Raw genomic sequence first — 24,554 nt, forward strand, 5'->3', positions numbered from 1 at the left:
CATATCATGTTAAAATAGTATGAAACTTAGTTGAAAAGACAGAAATGATAATCAACTAAAACTTAATTATAGGAGTTACCATGGAATACTTTAATGTCGGTAAAATTGTTAATACACAAGGCTTACAAGGAGAATTAAGAGTTTTATCAGTCAGTGATTTTACTGAAGAACGATTTCAAAAAGGAAACCTTTTAGCTTTGTTCAATGAAAAGGATCAATTTGTTAAAGATGTTGAAATTGTGAATCATCGGATACAGAAAAATTTTGATATTGTTAAATTTAAAGACATGAATCATATTAATGTGGTTGAAAAATTTAAAGGCTATACCCTTAAAATTTCTGAAGACAAATTGACTGACTTAGATGAAGATGAATTTTATTATCATGAAATTATAGGCTTAGATGTCTATGAAGATGATGTCCTTATTGGCACGGTGAAAGAAATCCTTCAACCTGGCGCAAATGACGTTTGGGTTGTCCAACGAAAAGGTAAAAAAGACTTGTTACTTCCATATATTCCACCAGTTATCCTAAATGTTGACTTAGAGGAAAATCGAGTTGATGTAGATATCATGGAGGGATTGGACGATGAAAATTGATATAATAACCCTTTTTCCAGAGATGTTTGCTCCACTTGAAGCTTCAATTGTTGGCAAAGCCAGCGAAAAAGGACTATTGGATATCAACTATCATAATTTTCGCCAGAATGCAGAAAAGGCTCGTCATGTAGATGATGAGCCTTATGGCGGTGGTCAAGGGATGTTGTTAAGAGCACAGCCCATTTATGATACCATTGATAAGATAAATGCAAATAAGCCGCGCGTAATTTTGTTAGATCCTGCAGGTAGAACGTTTGACCAAGCCTATGCCGAAGACCTAGCCAATGAGGAAGAATTGATTTTCATTTGTGGGCACTATGAAGGCTATGATGAGCGAATCAAAAAATTGGTGACTGATGAGATTTCAATAGGTGATTTTGTATTAACGGGTGGTGAACTTGCGTGCATGGCTATGATTGATGCGACTGTCAGGTTAATTCCAAATGTAATTGGTAAAGAGGCCAGTCATCAAGATGATTCTTTCTCATCAGGTTTGCTTGAGTATCCTCAGTATACTCGGCCTTATGATTTTCGTGGGATGACTGTGCCTGATGTTTTAATGAGTGGGCATCATGAGAATATTCGCCTTTGGCGATTGGAAGAAAGTATCCGAAAAACCTATTTAAGAAGGCCTGACTTGTTGGAGGCTTATCAATTTTCGGATGAAGAAGCAAAGATTTTTGAAAAGATTAAAAGAGAATTGTCAGAAAAGGTGTAGTGAATGACAGAAAAGATTTATGATATTACAATCATTGGTGGTGGTCCAGTTGGCTTGTTTACAGCATTTTATGCTGGATTGAGAGGTATGACGGTTGAAATTATCGAGAGTCTCTCCGAGTTGGGTGGACAACCTGCTATTTTATATCCTGAAAAGGTGATTTATGATATTCCAGCATTCCCAGCTATTACTGGTGCAGAGTTGACTGAGAATCTGATTAAGCAAGTTAGTCGTTTTGATAATCGTTTAACGGTTTCATTGAAAGAAGAGGTTCTATCTTTTGAAAAAGTTGACTCTGTTTTCGAAATTACGACAAATAAAAGAAAACATTTTAGTAAATCGATTATTATTGCCTGTGGTAATGGGGCCTTTGCTCCAAAAACACTTGGTTTAATCAACGAAGATTCATTTTCTGATCAAAATATTTTTTATAATGTGCATAAATTAGATCAATTTGCAGGTAAGAAAGTTGTTATCTGCGGTGGTGGTGATTCAGCAGTTGACTGGGCCTTAGCCTTGTATGGATTAGCAGAAAGTGTAACAATCGTTCACCGTCGTGAGGCATTTCGGGCACATGAACATAGTGTCGAATTATTAAAAGCTTCTGGAGTAGAAATTATTACCCCTTATATCCCAATTGCTGTTGAAGGGGAAAACGGATCAGCAAATAAATTAGTTATTAAAAAAGTTAAAGGTGAAGAAACAAAATCACTAGACTTAGATGCTTTGATTGTTTCATATGGATTCTCTACGTCCAATAAAAATTTAAAAAATTGGAATTTAGATTATAAACGAACTAGCATTAATGTCTCACCTTTATTTGAAACTAATCAAGAAGGTGTATATGCTATAGGTGATGCCGCTGACTATCCTGGCAAGGTTGATTTGATTGCTACTGGGTTTGGCGAGGCACCTACTGCAGTCAATCAAGCAATTAATTATATTTATCCTGATCGTGATAATCGAATTGTTCATTCAACATCATTAATTGATTAGTATAAACAAAACCTATGAAACTATAAAATTTAACATTAGTAATTATTGAAAACCTTTATGACACACGCTTGCACTTGTGATACAATTAACATTGTGAATGTGATAGATTTCACACTATAAAAAGAAGCGAGGTCATTTTGATGACAGATACAAACAAAGAGACATTTAGCTCTTTTATCAATAAAGTTTTAGCCGGAACTGCAACTGCGATTGTAGTAGCACTTATTCCAAATGCTATCTTGGCAACTTTCTTAAAACCCCTTTTACCTAATGCAACTGCAGCGGAATTTCTTCATGTTGTAGCAGTATTCCAATTTTTCACACCAATCATGGCTGGTTTCTTAATTGGACAACAATTCAAATTTAATCCTATGCAACAACTTGCAGTAGGTGGAGCAGCTTACATCGGTTCTGGTGCTTGGGCATTTAATCCAGCTATTGTTACTGCAGTTGGTAAAGGTGGCTTCCAATTAGTTGGTATTGGTGACCTTATCAATATGATGATTACTGCCAGTCTTGCTGTTTTAGCAGTTAAATGGTTTGGTAATAAATTTGGATCACTTACAATTATCTTATTACCAATTATTATTGGTACTGGTGTTGGTTACCTTGGTTGGAAATTACTTCCATATGTATCATACGTAACAACTTTAATTGGTAAAGGTATTAACTCATTTACTACTTTACAACCTGTCCTTATGTCAATCTTAATTGCGATGGCATTTGCTGTCTTAATCGTTAGTCCAATTTCAACAGTTGCTATTGGTTTAGCAATTGGTTTAAATGGTTTAGCAGCTGGTGCAGCTTCAATGGGTATTGCAGCAACAGCAGCAGTTCTTGTGTGGGCTACACTTAAAGTTAACAAATCAGGTGTTCCTATTGCGATTGCTTTAGGTGCAATGAAAATGATGATGCCAAACTTCCTCAAGCATCCAGTAATGGCTATTCCAATGCTTGTAACAGCAGCAATTAGCTCTTTAACTATTCCAATGTTTAACCTTGTTGGTACCCCAGCTTCATCTGGTTTTGGTTTAGTAGGTGCGGTAGGACCTATTGCTTCACTTGCTGGTGGAAGCAATATTCTTATCATCATCCTTGCTTGGTTAATTATTCCATTTGGTGTTGCGTTTGCATCACATAAAATTTGTAAAGACGTACTAAAACTTTACAAAGATGATATCTTTGTATTTGAAGGGTAATAGGAGAAAATTATGTTAGTATATATTGCTGGATCAGGTGCTATGGGTTGCCGTTTTGGTTACCAAATCTCTAAAACAAATAACGAAGTAATTTTATTAGATAACTGGGAAGATCATATTAATGCTATCAAAAATAATGGATTAAAGATTTCAGGTGATGTGGAAGAAACTGTTTTCCTTCCAATTATGAAACCAACTGAAGCTACAAGAGAAGCAGATTTAATTATCTTATTTACAAAAGCTATGCAATTACCACAAATGTTGAAAGACATTAAAGGTATCATTGGCAAAGAAACTAAAGTCCTTTGCTTACTAAATGGTCTAGGTCACGAAGAAGTTATTCGTCAATATATTCCAGAACATAATATTCTTATGGGTGTAACAGTTTGGACAGCTGGACTTGAAGGACCAGGACATGCTCATTTACAAGGTGTAGGTGCCTTAAATCTACAAAGCATGGATCAATCTAATCAAGATGCTGGTCATCAAGTAGCTGAAATGCTTACAGAAGCAAAATTATTTGCTACATATGATGAAAATGTTCTTCCAAATATCTGGAGAAAAGCTTGTGTTAACGGAACAATGAATTCAACTTGTGCTATACTTGATTGTACAATTGGTGAATTGTTTGCAAGTGAAAATGGTGTTAAAATGGTTGAAGAAATCATCCATGAATTTGTAATGGTTGGTGAAGCAGAAGGCGTTAGTTTAGATGAAGCTGAAATTACTAAATATGTAATGGATACTTCTGTAAAAGCAGCACATCATTATCCATCTATGCATCAAGATTTAGTTCAAAACCACCGTAAAACTGAAATTGATTTCTTAAACGGCGCTGTGAATTCTAAAGGACAAAAACTTGGAATCGATACACCATATTGTCGTTTAATCACTCAATTAGTTCACACTAAAGAAGATGTATTAAAAATTAAATAATTAAAATGACTAGTCATTGTCTAGTCATTCCAGAGTGAAGACAAAGTCATTTGTCTTCTTTTTTTATACTACTATAGGTGTTCCGAACACAAGCGATTTCCTCCATTATTAGCTGAAATACAGGTTTTAAGTCATTTTTGTCATACAGAAATGTATTCCTGAATTTTAAATATTGATAATATTATTTTAAATAATAGTAGATTTTTTTGAGAATAGGAAAGAATATTATTATTTCGAAGTTTGCTTATAATCCCAAAAGACTAAACATTCTTTAGTCTTTTATTAAAAATCCTTATGACTGTTTTTGAAAGTAAATGCTTGACATTGAAAGATATTATAGTATAATTTATCTGTAACCGATTTCAGAAAGGTGGTATTGCTATCTTAAAATCTAAACGAAAACAGATTATCATGGAAAGAATTACCAAAGATAATTATGTTGCATTGGATGATTTGATACTTCTTTTAAATACGTCAGAATCAACTGTACGTAGGGATTTAGATGAACTTGAACTTGAAAGAAAGCTTCACCGCGTTCATGGTGGTGCTGAATTAGCTCATTCATTAAAAGAAGAATTATCAAATCAAGAAAAATCTGTCAAAAACAGTCAAGTTAAATTAACAATTGCTCAAAAGGCATCAACCTTAATCAATGACAATGATGTTGTTTTTGTAGATGCGGGTACAACTACTGATTTACTGATTCCATTAATTAAACAAAATAATGTTACAGTGGTGACGAATTCAATTCACCATGCTGCTAAACTTGTTGATATGGAAATTAAAACGATTATTATTGGAGGTTTTGTTAAGCAGACAACTGATGCTAGTATTGGTCAACTTGCTTTGCAACAAATCCATACAATGAATTTTGATAAAGCTTTCCTTGGTATGAATGGCGTTGATGAGAATTATCTTACCACACCAGACATGGAAGAAGCAGTTATCAAGAGAGCTATTATTGCAAATGCTAAAACTTCATACATATTAGTCGATGCTTCTAAAATTGGACATATCTCATTTATCAATGTCGCTCCAATTGATGATATTGGAATCATCACAGAAGTATCTTCAAGTAAGCTTATGAGTAAAATAAAAGAAAAGGCCAAGGTGATTGAAGTATGATATATACTGTGACACTTAACCCCTCAATTGATTTTATTGTCAGAATTGACCATTTAGAGACAGGCTCTGTGAATCGAATGGATAGTGATGATAAATTTGCTGGTGGAAAAGGTATTAATGTTAGTCGCGTCTTAAAAAGGTTGGGAACAGAAAATACTGCGACGGGATTTCTAGGTGGTTTTACAGGTCGTTTTATTCAAGAATCTTTAGTCAACGAGGGAATTATTTCAAATTTCGTTAATGTGGCTGAAGATACGCGTATAAACGTTAAAATAAAATCCGAAAAAGAAACAGAAATAAATGGTCAAGGCCCAAAGATAACAGAGGAGAATCTAATTGCACTAGAAGTAATTTTATCCAAGCTATCAGATGAAGATACAGTAGTTTTTGCTGGTTCGGCACCAAGTAGTTTAGGTAATGAAATCTATAAAAAATTGATCCCTTTAGTTAGAAATACGGGAGCTCAGGTTGTTTGTGATTTCGAAGGACAAACACTGTTGGATTCATTAGCTTATAATCCATTATTAGTTAAACCGAATAATCATGAATTAGAAGAAATTTTCAAAGTTACTTTGTCAGGACTTGATGATGTTGAACATTATGCTAGAAAAATTCTAGATATGGGTGCTCAGAATGTTATTATTTCAATGGCAGGTGATGGTGCTTTGTTAGTTACTAAGGAGGCAGCTTATTTCGCGAAACCGATTAAAGGGCAGGTGAAAAACTCTGTTGGAGCTGGTGATTCAATGGTTGCTGGATTTACTGGAGAATTTGTGAAATCGAAAAATCCAATTGAAGCATTAAAATGGGGTGTAGCTTGTGGCACATCTACAGCCTTCTCAGATGATTTGGCTACTATTGAGTTTATTCAAGAAACATATAAAAAAGTTGAGGTAGAAATACGATGAAAATTCAAGATTTACTAAAAAAAGATTTAATGATTTTAGATTTACAAGCTACAACAAAAGAAGCTGCTATTGAAGAAATGGTTTCTCGTTTTGTTGCTAAGGGTATCGTATCTGATATGGATACATTCAAAGATGGTATTATGGCCCGTGAAGCACAAACATCTACTGGGCTAGGTGATGGTATTGCAATGCCCCATTGTAAAAATGAAGTGGTACGCCATGCTCGCGTATTGTTTGCGAAATCAAACAAGGGAGTTGATTATGAATCTCTTGATGGTCAGCCAACAGATCTATTCTTTATGATAGCAGCGCCTGAGGGAGCAAATGATACTCACTTAGCTGCACTTGCTCAACTATCACAATACTTACTTAAAGATGGCTTTGCCGATCAATTAAGAAAAGCATCAACTGAAGACGATGTTATTGCTTTATTTGATGCCTCTGAATCAGAAAAAGCGACAGGAGTAGAGCCAACTAGTGTAGATGGAAAAGATTTCATTGTTGCTGTTACAGCTTGTACCACTGGTATCGCACATACATACATGGCTGAAGAAGCTTTGAAAAAACAAGCTGCTCAAATGGGTGTTAGTATCAAAGTTGAAACAAATGGCGCATCGGGTGTTGGAAACAAATTGACATCAGAAGATATTGCTAAGGCGAGTGGTGTTATAATTGCTGCGGACAAAGCTATTGAAATGGATCGTTTTGATGGTAAACAATTGATTTCTCGTCCAGTTGCTGATGGTATCAAGAAAAGTGAGGAATTAATCTCAACTATTTTAGAAGGTAAAGCTTCAACTTATCATGCAAAAAATAGTGTTAATACTGTCAAAACGACTGAGAAAAGTGGTCTAGGCAGTGCCTTCTATAAACACTTAATGGGTGGTGTATCTCAAATGTTACCATTCGTTATTGGTGGAGGTATCATGATTGCTCTTGCTTTCCTTTTAGATAACATTTTAGGTGTTCCAAAAGATCAACTAAGTAACTTAGGTTCTTACCATGAGATTGCTGCAATCTTTAAAAATATTGGTGGTGCAGCCTTTTCATTTATGTTACCGGTATTAGCAGGTTATATTGCATATTCTATTGCTGAAAAACCAGGTTTGGTAGCAGGTTTTGTTGCAGGTGCTATTGCTTCGAACGGACTTGCCTTTGGTAAAGTACCTTTTGCAGCAGGTGGAGAAAAAACGCTTATGCTTGCTGGTGTCCCATCAGGTTTCCTAGGAGCATTAGTTGGTGGTTTCTTAGCTGGTGGCGTTATTCTTGCTCTTCGTAAATTACTAGCTGGTTTACCTCGCTCATTAGAAGGTGTTAAGTCAATCCTACTTTATCCATTACTTGGGGTATTAATCACTGGATTCTTAATGTTATTTGTTAACATTCCAATGGCCGCAATTAATACAGCTTTAAATAACTTCTTACAAGGACTTTCAGGAAGTTCAGCTGTTCTTATGGGCTTACTAGTAGGTGGTATGATGGCTGTAGATATGGGTGGTCCAGTTAACAAGGCAGCTTATGTTTTTGGTACAGGTACCTTAGCAGCAACTGTTGCAAATGGTGGTTCAGTAGTTATGGCAGCAGTTATGGCCGGGGGGATGGTTCCTCCTTTAGCAGTATTTGTAGCAACACTAATCTTTAAAGATAAATTTACTAAAGAAGAACGTGAATCTGGATTAACAAACATCATTATGGGACTTTCATTCATTACAGAAGGCGCAATTCCATTTGGTGCAGCTGACCCAGCACGTGCTATTCCAAGTTTCATCGCCGGTTCAGCATTGACAGGTGCTTTAGTTGGCTTATCAGGAATCAAATTAATGGCTCCTCACGGAGGAATCTTCGTTATTGCCCTTACAAGTAACCCAATTTTATACCTAGTCTTCATTGCAATTGGAGCAGTCGTATCTGGCTTACTCTTCGGAGCACTTCGTAAAAAAGCATAAAACTTCAACTAGAATCTTAAATGATTCTAGTTTTTTTGTTATACTAAAGAATAGAAGTTCACTGTAGAAAGGGTTGTATGGCAAAAAGAAAGTACTCCACAAGAAAAAGGAGAAGCAATAAGAAAAATCAAGATCGGTTTTTTAAAACAGCTGTTTTAACGTTGATGCTTTTTATTGCAGTCTATTCAGTCTTTAGTTTAAAAGGAGCTAAAAATCAGTTAGCAGTATATCAAGAATCAACGACAGTTCAGTTCGTTGGAAAAGCTTCTCATGCGGCGCATCAGATTGCTCAGAAAAATCAATTGTATACCTCAATTATGCTTGCACAGGCCATCCTTGAATCAACAAACGGTCAATCTAAGCTGAGCCAAGAACCTTATTTTAACTTTTTTGGAATAAAAGGATCATATAATGGCAAATCAGTTGTATTACAAACAACAGAAGATGATGGAAACGGTAATCTCTATAAAATAGATGCAAAATTTAGAGCTTATGGGACAATGAAAAATGGTTTTAGTGACTATGCTAATGTCTTAAGTGACCCTTTGTATAAAGATGTTCATAAATACCAATCAAGAACATATGAGGAGGCTACTTCGGTTCTGACAGGTCGGTATGCAACAGATACTACTTACGATAGTAAATTGAATCAATTGATTGCCTCTTATCATTTATATTATTTTGATTACCCTTTTTAATATCTCCATTTTACGAAAAGATAACAAAATGACTACAAGAATTTATCAAAAATAATAAAAATGAGAATCTTGTAGTTAAATACTAAATACTTGTGTTATAATATTATTCCAAACTAAAATTGAAATAAAGGAATAAATATATGACGCTTCAGAAAGGTAAGAAACTATTTTTCTTTTTAGGACTATTTACTTTAATCCTATTTGCTGTTTTTTCTTCAAGTCACAAACAAAAGGAAATGAAGGTTTCAGCTGAGACAATGTCAACAGGACAAACTCAATTATTTATTAATCAAATTGCAGGTACTGCTAGTCAAATAGCACAAGCTAATGATTTATACGCATCAGTTATGATCGCTCAAGCCGTCCTAGAATCGAATAGTGGCCAATCTGGATTAAGTGCTGCACCTAACAATAATTTCTTTGGTATCAAAGGTGCTTATAATGGTGCTTCTGTTACAATGAAAACATGGGAAGATGATGGGAATGGAAATGCCTACGAAATCGATCAGGCATTTCGTTCTTATCCAAGTATTGCTGACTCTTTATCAGATTATGCTGCACTATTAAGTACACCGACTTATGCAGGTGTTAGACAATCAAATACCTTGTCGTACCAGGATGCGACGGCAGCCTTAACTGGTTTATATGCAACTGATACATCTTATAATGTAAAGTTAAACAGTATTATTCAGGCTTATGGACTTACTGCTTATGATGTTGTTACTCCAGAAGCTCCAGCAAATGGCGTGACAGATCCAAACGTTGCATATAGCCAAACAACATCAGCTGCCCCTACTCAAACTGCCCCTACTCATACAACAGTTAGTAGCACGACCCCTTCAACAACAGTTGAACAAGTATGGAATTCATTCCGTAGTCAATACACAAGTGCTGACACTCTTGCCCAAGACCAAGCTTGGAGTGATTATAAAAATAATCAATAAAATCAATTTCTACAAGTAAATCGCTCTTTAGAGTGATTTTTTTTTGGTATAATATTCATATGAAAACATTAAAAGAAGTATATGAAAATCATGATGAATTGCCCTTTGTACATCCCAAGTATGAGATAGAGCTTTGTCAAAAGCCTATTCCAAAAAGAAATATGATAAGGACTGAGGAGGGATTGTTACCAGGCCATGTCATTATGCTTTGGAGAATTCAATTTGGGACATATACAACCGAAAATCCTCATCATAAGTATTTTTACACTACTTATGGGATTGATGCTGAAAAAGAGTTAAACTGGCTTATCGAAAACAATTACGTTGCTGTCGATTCTGCTTTTCAATCTCTCCCTCATTTATCTGCTCTGCAATTAAAAGAATTCTTAAAAGAAAAAGGAGTAAGCGGCCTTTCAAAGATGAAACGGCTAGATTTAGAGAATCAAATTGCTATAAGTTATAATGAGGAATCTTTGGGAAAATGCTTTGATTTAAGATCCTACAGTTTGCTTCCAAAAGGACAAGCTGTTTTAGATAAATATCCTGAAATTATTGAAAAACATCCACAGAAAAAATACTAAATGACCCTTGCTTTATCTAAAGAAAAACTTATGCTATAATGGATATTATCGCGCTCAAGGAGAATAGAATACCATGCAATTAATTAGAGAAAAAGAATTTGTCAATCAGTATCATTATGATGCAAGAAATTTAGAATGGGAAGCCGAAAATGGAATTCCTGAAACAAATTTCGAAGTTACTTTTCAATTAATTGACAAAGACGAAGAAAAGAATGAAACTGTTATTGTTTCAGTTTTACAATTTGTTATAGTTAAAGATGAATTTGTAATTAGTGGGGTTATTTCTCAAATGGTGAAAATTGTGGATCGTTTGATTGAGAAACCAAGTGAATTTTCACAAGAAGAAGTAGAATCACTTGCAGCACCCTTGTTAGACATGGTACAAAGGTTGACATTTGAAGTAACAGAAATTGCTTTAGATAGACCGGGATTCAATTTGGAGTTTAAAAATTAATGAAATTAGCAGTAATAACGGACAATACCAGTTATTTACCAAATAGCTTGACTAGTAAAGATAATCTATTTGTACTAGATATTCCAATCATGATAGATGGTGAAACATACTATGAAGGAAAAAACATTTCTCTAGATGAGTTTTACACAAAAATGGCAGCTAGTCCTGAATTGCCAAAAACTAGTCAGCCTGCTTTATCGGAATTAGATGAGTTATTAACAGAACTTGAAAATGATGGTTATAGTCATGTTATTGGCTTATTCTTAGCAGGGGGAATCTCTGGATTTTGGGCAAATTGTCAATTTTTAGTCGAAGAACATCCACGATTGACCATTGCTTTCCCAGATAGTAAATTAGCATCAGTTCCCGTTTATAATATGTTAACTAACATTTTTAAGTGGTATGATCAAAATCTTGATTTTCAAACAATAGTTTCTAATTTACAAATTCAAATTGATCATTCATCAGCTTATATTTTAGTAGATGACTTAAATCACCTTGTTAAAGGTGGTCGTTTGTCTAATGGGTCAGCTTTATTAGGTAATCTTTTAAGTATCAAGCCAATCTTAAATTTCGATCAAGATGGTAAAATTGTCGTTTTTGAGAAAATTAGAACTGAGAAAAAAGCATTAAGACGTCTTATTGAGATAGTTACCGAATTGAATGATACCGGTGATTTTGATTTTTCGATAATCAGTGCAAATGCAAATGATAAAGCAACTCTTTTAAAAAAAATGCTTACTGACAATGGCCTTGACATTAATCTTATCGAAGCTGATTTTAGTGCAGTTGTCGGAACACATTTAGGTTCAGGTGCAGTAGCTATTGGGTTTTCTCCTAAAATGTAGAAAATAGTAGGACAGACATGAGTATAAAAGTAATTATTGCTGGTTTTAATGGAAAAATGGGATCAACGACGCTGAATATGGTTAAATCAGAAGCTGATTTAGAAGTTGTTGCTTTACTTGATCCGAAAGCAGTTGAAAAAGAAATTGAGGGCATACCTGTTTTCAATTCTATAGAAGATTTAGTTGGTTTTGATGCAGATGTTTGGGTTGATTTTACAAATCCTGCAGTAGCATATGAACATACTTTTTTTGCGCTTACAAATGGCTTTTGTCCAGTTGTTGGGACGACTGGTTATACCAGCAGTCAATTAGAAGAGCTTTATCAACTTTCTAAAGTTAAACAAGTAGGTGGATTAATTGCTCCAAATTTTGCCATAGGTGCCTTACTTTTAATGGAATTTGCAGCTAAAGCAGCTAAATATTTCCCAGATTTAGAAATTATTGAGTTGCATCACAATCAGAAAAAAGATGCTCCTAGTGGTACAGCAATGAAAACTGCAGAAATGATTACTCGGTCTAAGGCAGATAGTACAGAATACAGAGTTGAAGATGAAGAATTACTTGCTGGAGCTCGAGGAGCTAACTACAATGGAATCCATATCCACAGTGTCCGCTTACCAGGACTAGTCGCTCATCAAGAAGTAATTTTTGGTGGTCCGGGAGAAGGCTTGACAATTCGCCATGACTCCTATAATCGAGACTCTTTTATGCAAGGTGTTAAGATTGCAATAAAAGAAGTTATCAAAAAAGATCAATTAGTATACGGATTAGAGAATTTACTATGAAATTAATGACAATGCCTTCTGAATTTCAGAAGGCTTTACCAATATTAAAGAAAATAAAAGATGCTGGATTTCAGGCCTACTTTGTTGGTGGTGGAGTCAGAGATATTCTTTTAGATAGGCCAATTCATGACGTAGATATTGCAACATCATCCTATCCTCAAGAAACGAAAAATATTTTTGAAAGAACTGTTGATATTGGGATTGAACATGGAACAGTTTTAGTCCTTGAAAATGGTGGTGAGTATGAAATCACTACCTTTCGAACTGAGGATGTTTATGTTGATTATCGAAGACCTAGCCAGGTCTCTTTTGTGCGTTCTCTGGAAGAAGATTTAAAAAGAAGAGATTTTACAGTTAATGCATTAGCGTTGGACGAAACTGGACAAATAATTGATGCTTTTACCGGCTTAGAAGACATAAAAAACAAAGAATTACGGGCAGTTGGAAAAGCCGAAGAACGTTTTGAAGAAGATGCTTTACGGATTATGCGAGGGTTTCGCTTTTCTGCAACATTAGACTTTTCTATTGAAAAAGAAACTTTCGTAGCAATGTGTTCACATGCCCCATTATTAGAAAAAATATCAGTTGAACGCTCATTCATTGAATTTGACAAATTACTTATTGCAGATAAATGGAAGAGAGGCTTACGCCTTTTAATTAATGCTAAAGCACATCTCTACCTCCCTGGTTTAGCCAATAAAGAGAGTGAACTACGAAATGTGCTATTGGAAGTAGCGGATGATTTTATTTATAGCAATAGTCCACAAGCTTGGGCCAATTTGATTCTGACATTACAAGTAGAAAGTCCAAAAGAATTTCTAAAAAGCTGGAAAACCTCCAATGATTTCCAAAAAATTGTCACTAAAATGATTAATTTATATCAGATAAGATTGTCATCATCCTATAATAAATCAACGATTTACAAGTATGGAAAAGACTTAGCTTATCTATGTGAAAATTTAAGAGAAGCAAAAGGTTTAGAAGCTGAATATAATTTAATAGATGAGTTTGATAAAGAACTAATTATTCATGATAAACATGAAATTTGTGTTAATGGCGGAACATTAATAAAAGAATTTGGGATGAAACCAGGTCCACAATTAGGTAGTTTGTTGAAGAAAATTGAAATTGCTATTGTAGAAGGTAGTCTTGCAAATCAAAAAGCAGATATTTTGGCTTTTGTTGCTAAGGAGAAAGTGAATGAGTGACTTATTAGTTGAAAAATTAAGTAAGACCGTTGGAGACAAAACAGTATTTAAAGACATTTCATTCTTAATACATGATTTTGACAGAGTTGGTATTATTGGGGTTAATGGAACTGGGAAAACAACACTACTTGATGTTCTTTCAGAAAAAATTGGTTTTGATGGGGATATCTCTCCAATAACAAAAGCAAATGGTTATAATATTGCTTACTTAACGCAAGATCCGGTGTTTGATGATCAAACCACCGTCATTGACACAGTCCTTTCTTCGGATTTACAAGAAATGCAATTAATTAGACAATATGAAAAGTTAATGGCAGATTACTCAGAGTCTAACCAAAGTCTTTTAGAAAAAGTAATGGCTGATATGGATCGATTAGATGCTTGGTCGATTGAAAGTGATGTCAAAACAGTTCTTTCGAAATTAGGTATTCATCAACTACAAGCAAAAGTAGGCTCATTATCCGGGGGCTTGCGTAGACGTGTCCAATTGGCTCAAGTTTTACTTGGCTCGGCGGACCTCTTGCTCTTAGATGAACCTACCAATCACTTGGATATAGATACTATTTCTTGGTTGACTAATTATTTAAAAGCTAGCAAAAAAACAGTGCTTTTTATCACCCACGATCGTTATTTCCTTGATAGTTTAGCAACTCGTATTTTTGAACTTGATAATGCAAGTTTGACAGAGTATCAAGGGAATTATCAAGATTATGTCCGTTTAAAGGCGGAACAGGATGAGCGAGACGCTGCAAACTTACATAAAAAGAAACAGCTCTATAAACAAGAACTAACTTGGATGAGACGTCAGCCACAAGCTCGAGCAACAAAACAACAAGCTCGAATAAGTCGATTCCATAACTTAAAAACAGAAGTTCATGTTGATAATAATCAAAATCAACTTGATATAAATTTTGAAACGAGTCGTATTGGCAAAAAAGTAATTAGTTTTGATCATGTAACATTTGGCTATGATGATAAGAAAGTGATTAATGACTTTTCACTGATTATTCAAAATAGAGACAGGATTGGGATAGTTGGTGATAACGGCGTTGGGAAATCGACCCTTCTTCATTTGATTAATGCAGATTTGCAGGCTCAATTTGGAAAAATAGACATTGGTGAAACAATAAAAATTGGCTATTTTTCACAACAAATCAAAGATATGGATGTCAATAAACGGATGATTACTTATTTGCAAGAGATTGCGGATGAAGTAAAAACAAGCGGTGGTTCAACTAGTATCAGTGAATTATTAGAACAATTTCTCTTTCCAAGATCTACTCATGGTAGTTTAATCTCAAAATTATCAGGTGGTGAGAAAAAAAGATTGTATCTCTTGAAAATCTTGATTGAGAAGCCCAATGTTCTCCTATTAGATGAACCGACCAATGATTTGGATATTGCCACTTTGACTGTTTTGGAGAGTTTTCTGCAATCATTTAATGGTCCCGTAATTACTGTCAGTCATGACAGATATTTTTTAGATAAGGTAGCAAATAAAATTCTAGCTTTTGAAAATGGTACAATCAGAGAGTTCTTTGGAAACTACAGTGATTATTTGGACGAAAAAGACTTTGAAAAAAATGAAATCAGCCAAAGTTTGAAACAAGAAAGTCTTAAAGTGACAAAAAAAGTTATGGTTAATCAGAAGAAGCGCATGTCTTATCTAGAGAAAAAAGAATGGGCAGAAATTGAAGATAAAATTGCCCAACAAGAAGATAAGATAGAAGCGACTGAGCAAGAGATGCAAACTATTTCAACATCAGATTACGGCCAACTAATGGATCTGCAAGCATCTGTTGAAAAAATGAATAAAGAACTCTTAGAGATGTATGACCGTTATGAGTATCTTAGTGAACTAGAGGAATAATCTATGACAATCCGACCTATCGAGGAAAAAGATGACCAAGCTATAGCCCAAATAATAAAAAAATCCTTAGAAGCAGTAGGTTTGGACCAAGAGGGAACAGCATATACCGACCCACAATTAAATCACTTAACAAGTTACTACAGTGAAGCGCCGAAATCACAGTATTTCGTGATGAGTAGTGAAAACAAAATTCTAGGCGGAGCAGGGTATGCTAGACTAACACCTGAAATAGCAGAATTACAAAAATGTTATGTGACAAAAGAAGCTCGTCGTCAAGGAATTGCTAGCGCACTCATAGAACACCTTGAGCAAGAAGCCAAGGAACATGACTATCAAGCTATCTATTTGGAAAGCTCGTCGCTTTTAAAAGAAGCTATCAGTTTTTACCGTCATCATGGTTATGAAAAATTATCAAAACCATTACCTAATAATCAAAACCATCATGCTATGGATATTTGGATGATGAAAAAATTGTAATTATTTGAAAATTTTAGGATAAAAAAATTGTAATTATTTGAAAATTATAGGATAAAAAAATAATTTATGTTACACTAGAATAAAGTAAGGAGTGCTGCTAGCACTTCTTTTAATGTATCAAATGGAGGTGTTGAATGGGATTAATTTGGTCTTATTTAAAAAACAAAAAGTATTGGCTGTTTTTAGATTTTGTAGGAGCTATTTTTTTCGTATTAGTTAACTTAGGACTCCCGACAATTTTGGCCAAGATGATTGACCAAGGAGTTGTTCAAAACAATACAGATGCTTTATATTATTGGGCTATGATGATGTTTATCATTGTTGTCTTAGGAGTTATTGGACGGATCATTCTATCCTATGCTTCCAGCAAATTAACAACAACAATGATTAAGGAACTTCGCAATGACATGTACAGCCGCTTGCAGGACTATTCTCATACGGAGTATGAGAAAATTGGTGTCTCATCATTGGTGACTCGGATAACAAATGACGCCTTTGTACTTATGCAATTTGCTGAAATGTCATTAAGATTAGGTGTTGTGACACCATTGATGATGATTTTTTCTGTGGTGATGATACTATTAACCAGTCCTTCGCTTGCTTGGATTGTGGCTGTATTGATGCCATTACTAGTTTTTGTAGTTATTTATGTTGCTATCAAAACCAAACCCTTATCTGAGAAACAACAAAATACGCTGGATAAGATTAACCAGCTTGTTCGCGAAAATTTAACAGGTTTACGTGTTATCAGAGCTTTTTCAAGAGAGGACTTTCAAGAAGAACGTTTTGCTCAAAAGAACCAAGAATATGCTGAAACATCACGTCAATTATTCACACTGACTGGTTTGACAGAGCCTTTATTTGTCCAAATTATTATTGCAATGATTGTAGCAATTGTCTGGTTTGCTTTAGATCCTTTAACAAATCAAGAAATCAAAATTGGTGACTTAGTAGCATTTATTGAATATAGTTTCCATGCCATGTTCTCTTTCTTGATGTTTGCCAATCTCTTTACCATGTACCCTCGCATGTCTGTTTCAAGCAAGCGAATTAATGAAGTGCTGGATATGCCAATTTCAATTTCCAAAAATGAGGATGGGATTACTGAAAGTGAAACTAAAGGTTACCTTGAATTTGATAATGTTACCTTTTCTTATCCTGGAGAGACAGAAAATCCTGTCCTTCAAAATATCTCATTTAAAACAAAACCTGGGGAAACCATTGCTTTTATTGGATCGACAGGGTCAGGTAAGTCATCCCTTGTTAATTTAATCCCTCGATTCTTTGATGTTACATTCGGGAGAATACTGGTCGACGGCATCGATGTCAGAGATTACCAACTAAAAGCTTTGCGTGCAAAGATAGGCTTTATTCCACAAAAAGCTCTGCTATTCACCGGGACTATCGAAGATAATCTAAAATATGGAAAAGCAGATGCTAGCCTACCAGAACTAGATCAAGCCACAGAGGTTTCTCAGGCTCGCGAATTTATAGCCAGCCGTGAGGAAGGTTATCAAACGCATTTGGCTGAGGCTGGAAGCAATCTATCTGGAGGACAAAAGCAAAGATTGTCGATTGCCCGAGCAGTCGTTAAAAAACCAGATATTTACATCTTTGATGATTCCTTCTCAGCATTAGATTATAAGACAGATGCCGAATTAAGAAGACGCTTGAAAGAAGTGACGGACAATGCAACTGTCTTAATTGTCGCTCAGCGTGTTGGAACAATTATGGATGCTGATCAAATCATTGTTCTTGATCAAGGACAAATTGTTGGTCGAGGGACGCATGAAGAATTACTAGAAAGTAATGAGATTTATGCTGAAATTGCCAAATCTCAATTAAATAGTAAAAAGGAGGTAGCTGACTAATGACAGAAAAACATGTATTCAAAAGAATCTGGACTTATCTTAGGAAATATAAAACATCATTAATTTCAGCTGTCCTTTTAAAAGTCGTTAGTGCCTTAATGAGTTCTTTAGAGCCTTTTGTCCTTGGTCTTGCTATTACAGAGATATCAAATAACCTCATTGAGATGGCTAAAGGAGTAGAAGGGGCAGGGATTAATAAATCTTATATTGCTTTTATCCTCTTCTTATATTTTATCCGTGCTGTCTTTTTTGAAATCGGTTCATATGGCTCTAACTATTTTATGACCAAGGCTGTACAATCAGGGATAAAAGATTTACGTCAGGACTTAAGTCATAAAATTAATAAAATTCCAGTTTCTTATTTTGATAAGCATCAATTTGGAGATATGTTGGGACGCTTTACATCCGACGTAGAAACTGTCTCAAATGCTTTACAACAAGCCTTTTTGCAAATTGTTAATGCCTTCTTAACGATTACTTTTGCAGTTATTATGGCCCTTTATATTAATGCGCCTTTGGCTTCAATTTTGATTATTAGCGTTCCTTTAATCTATTTTTCTTCTCAATTTGTCTTGAAAAAATCACAACCCTACTTTAAGGAGCAAGCTAAAGTATTAGGGGATATGAATGGTTTTGTTCAAGAGAATTTAAGCGGATTTAATATTCTTAAATTATATGGTCGCGAGGATCGATCTGAGGAAGACTTTCATGCCATCACAGATCGCCTTCAAGAAGTTGGGTTCAAAGCAAGTTTCTTATCTGGGATTATGATGCCCGTATTGCATTTTATCTCTGACTCGGTCTATATGATTATAGCCCTATTAGCCGGACTCCAAGTTTTGGCAGGAAAACTAGCTATTGGAAATATGCAGGCTTTTGTTCAGTACATCTGGCAAATTAGTCAGCCGATTCAAACAATTACCCAATTAGCTCCCGTTCTTCAAAGTTCTAAATCATCACTCGAACGGATTTTTACGGTTCTTGATGAAACTGAAGATCTTTCTAAGGAAAATGTCTCACTAACAGTGCCCTTGACAGGACAAGTATCCTTTAATCAAGTTGACTTTTCCTATAATGATTCTAAGTCACTGATTAAAGATTTTACCTTAGACGTTGAACCTGGTGAAATGATTGCTATCGTTGGTCCGACTGGCGCTGGTAAAACAACTTTGATAAATCTTCTTATGCGTTTCTATGATGTTAAGAGTGGCTCAATTACTGTAGATGGGATGGATATTAGAGAGATTTCTAGGCAAGCCTATCGTCAGCAATTCGGGATGGTTTTACAGGATGCTTGGTTGTTTGAAGGGACTATTCAAGAGAATCTTCAATTTGGGAATTTGTCGGCGACAGAAGATGATATCATTCAAGCCGCTGAGACGGCCAACTTTGATCACTTTATTAGTACCTTGCCTGGCGGTTATCAGATGATGATGAACCAGGAATCAAGCAATATTTCTCTGGGGCAAAAACAACTCTTAACTATTGCGCGTGCGCTGTTAGCAGATCCGAAAATACTGATTTTGGACGAGGCTACCTCATCAGTCGATACCCGTTTAGAATTATTAATTCAAAAAGCGATGAAACGCTTGATGAAAGGTAGAACAAGTTTTGTGATTGATCACCGTTTATCAACGATTCAAGAAGCAGATAAGATACTAGTTCTAAAAGATGGCCAAATTATTGAACAAGGAAGTCATTACAATCTCCTAGAGGCTCGTGGATTTTATTATGATCTCTATTATAGCCAGTTCAAAACATCCAATTGAAATCTTAAACTCCTTTCAAATTTTTGAAGGAGTTTTTTCAATTTTTATTTGAGTAAAAGCTTGACAAGAATATTCTGAAAATTTATAATAATTATTATCTTATTAAAAGAGTTCAGAAAGGAAAGATTGAATGACAGGAAAAGAATATGTAACAAGTGTCTTTGAACAAGTAAAAGCAGAAAACTCTCACGAAGAGGAATTCTTACAAGCAGTTGAAGAGGTATTTCAGTCGCTCATCCCCGTTTTTGATAAATATCCTAAGTATGTAGAAGAAAATATTTTAGCTAGATTAGTTGAACCAGAACGAATTGTTTCATTCCGGGTTCCATGGTTAGATGATAAAGGACAGGTTCAAGTTAATAGAGGCTACCGTGTACAATTTTCATCAGCCATTGGTCCTTATAAAGGTGGATTACGTTTCCATCCTTCTGTTAACCAATCAATTGTTAAATTTTTAGGCTTTGAACAAATCTTTAAAAATTCATTGACAGGTTTACCTATTGGTGGTGGTAAAGGGGGATCTAACTTTGATCCTAAAGGCAAATCAGATAATGAAGTCATGCGTTTTGCCCAAAGCTTTATGACAGAACTTCAAAAATATATTGGTCCAGATATGGATGTACCTGCGGGAGATATTGGTGTCGGTGGTCGTGAAATTGGATATATGTATGGTCAATACAAACGACTTAATGGATATCAAAATGGCGTTCTTACAGGTAAAGGATTATCTTTTGGTGGTTCACTAGTACGTACTGAAGCAACGGGATATGGATTGGTTTATTTCACACAAGAAATGTTGAAAGCTAATGGTCAAGATTTAAAAGGAAAGAAAGCAATTGTTTCCGGTTCTGGAAATGTGGCTATCTATGCAATTGAAAAATTACATGAATTAGGAGCAAAAGTAATTGCTGTTTCTGATTCTTCTGGTTTTGTTCATGATTCTGAAGGAATTGATTTGAAATTATTAAAACAAATCAAAGAAGTTGACCGTGACCGAATTGATGTCTATGCAGAGAAACGTCAAAAAGCTGAATTTACTAATGCTGAAAAGGGTTCAATTTGGTCACTCAAGGCTGATTTAGCCTTTCCATGTGCAACTCAAAATGAACTTACTGAAGATGATGCAAAAGCATTAGTTGAAAACGGAGTTATTGCTGTTGCAGAAGGTGCAAACATGCCTTCAACGCTAAAAGCAGTAGCAGTTTTCCAAGAAGCTGGTGTATTGTTTGGGCCAGCAAAAGCAGCTAATGCAGGTGGGGTAGCTGTTTCAGCTTTAGAGATGGCTCAAAATAGTGGTCGAATGGCATGGACATTTCAAGAAGTTGATGAGAAATTAATAGACATTATGACATCTATTTACACAAATACTGCTGAAGCAGCAAAAGAATTTGATTGTGAAGGAAATCTTGTCGCTGGAGCTAATATTGCTGGCTTCTTAAAAGTTGCTGAGGCAATGTCTGCCCAAGGCATAGTCTAAACCTAAAAAGAACTCACTGAGTTCTTTTTTTTGATATACTAATAATGATAAAGAAAAGGGGAAAATATGTTAAGAACCATTGTAAAAGATCCATTATTTCTTTCCGAGAAAGCACAAGTTGCAACAAAAGAGGATTTATGGATAGGCAAAGATTTGCAAGATACCTTGACCTATCACCGTGATCGCTGTATTGGCCTCGCAGCCAATATGATTGGTGAAAAAAAAGCTGTTATCATTATTAGTATGGGGTTTGTTGATTTGGTCATGTTTAATCCTCAAATTATTAAGCAATCTGATGTCTACCAAACAGAAGAATCCTGTTTATCATTAACTGGCTCAAAACCAACTAAACGTTTTGAAACAATTACTGTACGGTATTTAGATATGAATTGGCGTGAAAAAAATCTTACTCTTACAGGATTACCAGCACAAATTTGTCAACATGAGATGGATCATTTGGAAGGAAAATTAATATAAAAAAGGTATAACTTAATAGTTATACCTTTTTTAATACTTATTTATGTTCATTCTTTTTTGTAAAGCCAATATATGATAAGCTAACAAGTCCAAATAATGACATCATTACTGGAACTTTTGCAGGTGCTGGTGTAGTTGGTGTTTGAATTGGTGTGAAGAGATCAGAAACCAATTCAGTCACTACAACATTTCCATTACGATCACGATATACTTTGTTTACCATGTCATGACGACCACTTGCATCTGTAATTGAAGAACTTTCAATTGCAATGTAACATAATTTTTTGTACCAGTAAGTGGAACAGAAACTGTTTGACCAGCTGCTTCTAAATTCTTAATGTATTGAACAAATACCTCAGTATTAGGATTAATTGAACCAGATACTTTACCATCAGGCATATAAGCTGAACCGGTTTGATCAAGAGCTCCGTGGAAATCATTAACTCCAAGAATTTGGACATCAACTTGATCAGCATGAACTGCAGTAATCATCATTGAAAAACCAGCTACAACACTTAAAATACTGCTTTTTAAAATAATATGCTTTTCCATAATCTCTCCTAAAGAATTAATATGTGTTGCAATAGTAATATTACTGTTTTTTGTCATATATGACAATTGTGTAGTATATTATTTACGATTGTTTTATTTTATAGCAAAAAATAATAAAACGTTTCCAAAAATATTATTTTAGCTATTTACAAATATTTTTTCTTATGCTAAACTTCTTATTATGAATAAATGAAAGGAGAAACGTGATCATGAATATGAAACGTACCAAACAAATCGTAAAATCATGTCATATTGAACTCCTTTCTCAAGCAAAAAATTAGTTATGTCTTAGACTGACTAAAATTAAGCCCGTGGTAGAAAGGAACTTTTTATCATGGGCTTTTTGTGTGCAAAATTTATTGATTTTATAGTTAGTGAGGGAAGGAGGAAGATATGATTTCACTCATTATTGAATATTTGAAGAGAAGAAAAAAAACCTACAGTCTAATCGCACTTAGTTTAATAATATATGATGCTACTTTAGTTATTCCTACAAAAGTAATTGAAAGTCTGATTGATCACATATCGCTTCATACATTAGACAGAGTTAGTTTATACACTCATATTGCTATTTTGTTTGGGTCAACAATCTTATCTTATATTACGGCTTATTTATGGCATATGAATTTATTTCAAGAGGCTGTTCATTTTAAATTTGATATCCAACAGAGGGCCTTTAAAAAATTGGTATTTATGAGAACACCCTATTATGAGAAATTCAGATCAGGAGATATGATGACTCGCTTCTCCACTGATGTAGAAGCACTCATGGATTTCATTGGCTACGGCCTAATGATTATACTTTATGCAGGGGGGATGATTGCCTTTATTATACCTACCATGTTTTTCATTTCTTGGCAGATGACCTTGGTAGGCATGATTCCAATTTTTTTGATGATGGTGGCCACCTATTATCTTACAAAAAAACAAGAACTTTTAGTCGAAGAGGCGAGAGAATCTATTTCAAATTTAAGTGATGAAGTTTTAGAGACTGTTGAAGGAATTAAAGTTATGAGAGCCTATAGTAAAAAGGATTACTTAGGTTTTCAATTTAGTCAAAAAGTAAATGATTTGGCTAGGAAATGGAATCAAATTGCTACTTTTCGAGGGCTTTACTTTCCAATTTTCAGTGTGATGATTGTTGCCGGAGAATTACTAATTATTATTCTCGGTTTAGGAAGAATTGAGCAACATTTAGTGACCCTAGGTCAAGTTATCGCTTTACAATTGTACTTAGTATCATTAGTTGAACCTTTTGCAATGATTTCAGATTTTATCTTAGTTTATCAAACAGGCAAAACCTCTTTTGGTAAAATACAAGAATTAATTGAAACTGGAGATAATTTAGAAGAAAATGGATCCATTCACTTGCAGCATTTTGATGAAATCAAACTAAGTAATTATCAATTTTCTTATGCCACAAGTAGTAAGCCAAGTTTGAAAAATATTTCCTTACATTTTAAGCAAGGTCAAACACTGGGTATTGTCGGACGAACAGGGTCTGGTAAGACGACCCTTGTCAAACAATTTTTGCGACAGTATCCTTTAGGGGACGGTGAATTTTTAGTTAATCAAAAACCTTTTGTTGACTACCAAAGAGCAAGCATTGAAAGATTAGTTGGTTATGTTCCTCAAGAACATATTCTCTTTTCTAAATCTGTACAAGACAATATTGCCATGGGCAAATCGAATGCTAGTCATCAAGAAATAATGAAAGCTATTGAGACTGCGGCCTTTTCTAATGACTTAGAGAATATGCAAGAAGGATTAGAAACGCAAATTGGTGAGCGTGGATTATCAATCTCAGGTGGCCAAAAGCAGAGGATATCGATTGCTCGTGCATTCCTATCTGAACCTGATTTATTAATTCTCGACGATTCACTTTCAGCAGTCGACGCGAAAACCGAGATACAGATTATTAGACACATTCAAGAAGAACGACTAGGCAAAACAACGATTATTGTTACTCACAGACTATCTGCCATCCAACATGCTGACTGGATTATTGTTATGGATAATGGAGAAATTGTTGAAGAAGGCCGACCAAAAGATTTACTTGACAATAAAGCTTGGTACTATGAGCAGTACCAAAGACAACGAGCACAGGAGGTATAAA

At 34.8% G+C, this 24,554-nt stretch carries 23 protein-coding genes and 1 pseudogene; 22 read left to right on the forward strand and 2 right to left on the reverse strand.

What is annotated here, in order from left to right:
• The first annotated feature begins 80 nt into the window (after positions 1-80).
• From rimM to SPB_RS01685, 21 genes are all read left to right on the forward strand, one after another.
• Positions 81-599: a ribosome maturation factor RimM gene (gene rimM, locus SPB_RS01585; protein WP_003105766.1), complete on the forward strand. Its 519-nt coding sequence runs from the start codon at positions 81-83 to the stop codon at positions 597-599.
• The gene (gene trmD / locus SPB_RS01590) at positions 589-1,317 is read left to right on the forward strand and encodes a tRNA (guanosine(37)-N1)-methyltransferase TrmD (protein WP_003105480.1); all 729 of its coding nucleotides are present in this window, start codon (positions 589-591) and stop codon (positions 1,315-1,317) included. The genes rimM and trmD overlap by 11 nt, the downstream gene beginning before the upstream one ends.
• A 3-nt stretch (positions 1,318-1,320) precedes the next feature.
• The gene (locus SPB_RS01595; protein ID WP_003103352.1) at positions 1,321-2,313 is read left to right on the forward strand and encodes an NAD(P)/FAD-dependent oxidoreductase; all 993 of its coding nucleotides are present in this window, start codon (positions 1,321-1,323) and stop codon (positions 2,311-2,313) included.
• Between the two features lie 140 nt (positions 2,314-2,453).
• On the forward strand, positions 2,454-3,512 hold the full coding sequence (locus SPB_RS01600) for a PTS sugar transporter subunit IIC (RefSeq protein ID WP_003103820.1): 1,059 nt from the start codon (positions 2,454-2,456) through the stop codon (positions 3,510-3,512).
• A 12-nt stretch (positions 3,513-3,524) separates the two neighbouring features.
• Positions 3,525-4,448, forward strand: coding sequence for a 2-dehydropantoate 2-reductase (locus SPB_RS01605; RefSeq protein WP_003104699.1), 924 nt, complete (start codon positions 3,525-3,527; stop codon positions 4,446-4,448).
• 405 nt (positions 4,449-4,853) lie between these two features.
• Complete coding sequence (locus SPB_RS01610; protein WP_258025991.1) at positions 4,854-5,573, forward strand: DeoR/GlpR family DNA-binding transcription regulator; 720 nt, start codon at positions 4,854-4,856, stop codon at positions 5,571-5,573.
• A complete protein-coding gene (gene pfkB, locus SPB_RS01615) occupies positions 5,570-6,481 on the forward strand; it encodes a 1-phosphofructokinase (protein ID WP_003103974.1) in 912 nt (303 codons plus the stop codon). Before SPB_RS01610 ends, pfkB begins: the two co-directional genes overlap by 4 nt.
• Positions 6,478-8,427, forward strand: a complete 1,950-nt coding sequence (locus SPB_RS01620) for a PTS fructose transporter subunit IIABC (protein WP_003105093.1) — start codon at positions 6,478-6,480, stop codon at positions 8,425-8,427. Before pfkB ends, SPB_RS01620 begins: the two co-directional genes overlap by 4 nt.
• 77 nt (positions 8,428-8,504) lie before the next feature.
• Positions 8,505-9,125 (forward strand): glycoside hydrolase family 73 protein, encoded by a 621-nt coding sequence (locus SPB_RS01625; protein WP_037621088.1) that lies wholly within the window; start codon positions 8,505-8,507, stop codon positions 9,123-9,125.
• Positions 9,126-9,265: 140 nt separating this feature from the next.
• A complete protein-coding gene (locus SPB_RS01630; RefSeq protein WP_003105112.1) occupies positions 9,266-10,069 on the forward strand; it encodes a glycoside hydrolase family 73 protein in 804 nt (267 codons plus the stop codon).
• 59 nt (positions 10,070-10,128) lie between these two features.
• On the forward strand, positions 10,129-10,650 hold the full coding sequence (locus SPB_RS01635; protein ID WP_003104315.1) for a hypothetical protein: 522 nt from the start codon (positions 10,129-10,131) through the stop codon (positions 10,648-10,650).
• A gap of 73 nt (positions 10,651-10,723) precedes the next feature.
• On the forward strand, positions 10,724-11,104 hold the full coding sequence (locus SPB_RS01640; RefSeq protein WP_003103937.1) for a DUF1149 family protein: 381 nt from the start codon (positions 10,724-10,726) through the stop codon (positions 11,102-11,104).
• On the forward strand, positions 11,104-11,952 hold the full coding sequence (locus SPB_RS01645; protein WP_003104962.1) for a DegV family protein: 849 nt from the start codon (positions 11,104-11,106) through the stop codon (positions 11,950-11,952). The genes SPB_RS01640 and SPB_RS01645 overlap by 1 nt, the downstream gene beginning before the upstream one ends.
• A 17-nt stretch (positions 11,953-11,969) precedes the next feature.
• Positions 11,970-12,737 carry a 4-hydroxy-tetrahydrodipicolinate reductase gene (gene dapB / locus SPB_RS01650; protein WP_003105813.1) on the forward strand — a complete coding sequence of 256 codons (768 nt, stop codon included), beginning with the start codon at positions 11,970-11,972 and terminating at the stop codon, positions 12,735-12,737.
• A complete protein-coding gene (locus SPB_RS01655; RefSeq protein WP_003102825.1) occupies positions 12,734-13,945 on the forward strand; it encodes a CCA tRNA nucleotidyltransferase in 1,212 nt (403 codons plus the stop codon). Before dapB ends, SPB_RS01655 begins: the two co-directional genes overlap by 4 nt.
• Positions 13,938-15,815 (forward strand): ABC-F family ATP-binding cassette domain-containing protein, encoded by a 1,878-nt coding sequence (locus SPB_RS01660; RefSeq protein WP_003104195.1) that lies wholly within the window; start codon positions 13,938-13,940, stop codon positions 15,813-15,815. The genes SPB_RS01655 and SPB_RS01660 overlap by 8 nt, the downstream gene beginning before the upstream one ends.
• Positions 15,816-15,818: 3 nt before the next feature.
• Complete coding sequence (locus SPB_RS01665) at positions 15,819-16,292, forward strand: GNAT family N-acetyltransferase (protein ID WP_003105038.1); 474 nt, start codon at positions 15,819-15,821, stop codon at positions 16,290-16,292.
• 134 nt (positions 16,293-16,426) lie between these two features.
• Entirely contained in the window at positions 16,427-18,163 is a 1,737-nt protein-coding gene (locus tag SPB_RS01670; protein WP_003102488.1) for an ABC transporter ATP-binding protein, read from the forward strand.
• The gene (locus tag SPB_RS01675) at positions 18,163-19,932 is read left to right on the forward strand and encodes an ABC transporter ATP-binding protein (RefSeq protein ID WP_003103430.1); all 1,770 of its coding nucleotides are present in this window, start codon (positions 18,163-18,165) and stop codon (positions 19,930-19,932) included. Before SPB_RS01670 ends, SPB_RS01675 begins: the two co-directional genes overlap by 1 nt.
• A 130-nt stretch (positions 19,933-20,062) precedes the next feature.
• A complete protein-coding gene (gdhA, locus tag SPB_RS01680; RefSeq protein ID WP_003102566.1) occupies positions 20,063-21,409 on the forward strand; it encodes an NADP-specific glutamate dehydrogenase in 1,347 nt (448 codons plus the stop codon).
• Between the two features lie 66 nt (positions 21,410-21,475).
• Positions 21,476-21,886 carry a peptide deformylase gene (locus SPB_RS01685; RefSeq protein ID WP_003104023.1) on the forward strand — a complete coding sequence of 137 codons (411 nt, stop codon included), beginning with the start codon at positions 21,476-21,478 and terminating at the stop codon, positions 21,884-21,886.
• Between the two features lie 37 nt (positions 21,887-21,923).
• Here the strand turns inward: SPB_RS01685 and SPB_RS01690 are convergent, their stop codons facing one another.
• Positions 21,924-22,109: a hypothetical protein gene (locus SPB_RS01690; RefSeq protein WP_003102863.1), complete on the reverse strand. Its 186-nt coding sequence runs from the start codon at positions 22,107-22,109 to the stop codon at positions 21,924-21,926.
• Between the two features lie 149 nt (positions 22,110-22,258).
• Positions 22,259-22,438: pseudogene (locus tag SPB_RS10955) on the reverse strand (hypothetical protein); the annotation flags it as partial.
• A gap of 393 nt (positions 22,439-22,831) precedes the next feature.
• Here SPB_RS10955 and SPB_RS01700 point away from each other — a divergent pair.
• Complete coding sequence (locus SPB_RS01700) at positions 22,832-24,553, forward strand: ABC transporter ATP-binding protein (protein WP_003105372.1); 1,722 nt, start codon at positions 22,832-22,834, stop codon at positions 24,551-24,553.
• The last annotated feature ends 1 nt before the right edge of the window (position 24,554 follow it).

Source organism: Streptococcus parauberis NCFD 2020, assembly GCF_000187935.1.
GTDB classification, from domain to species: domain Bacteria; phylum Bacillota; class Bacilli; order Lactobacillales; family Streptococcaceae; genus Streptococcus; species Streptococcus parauberis.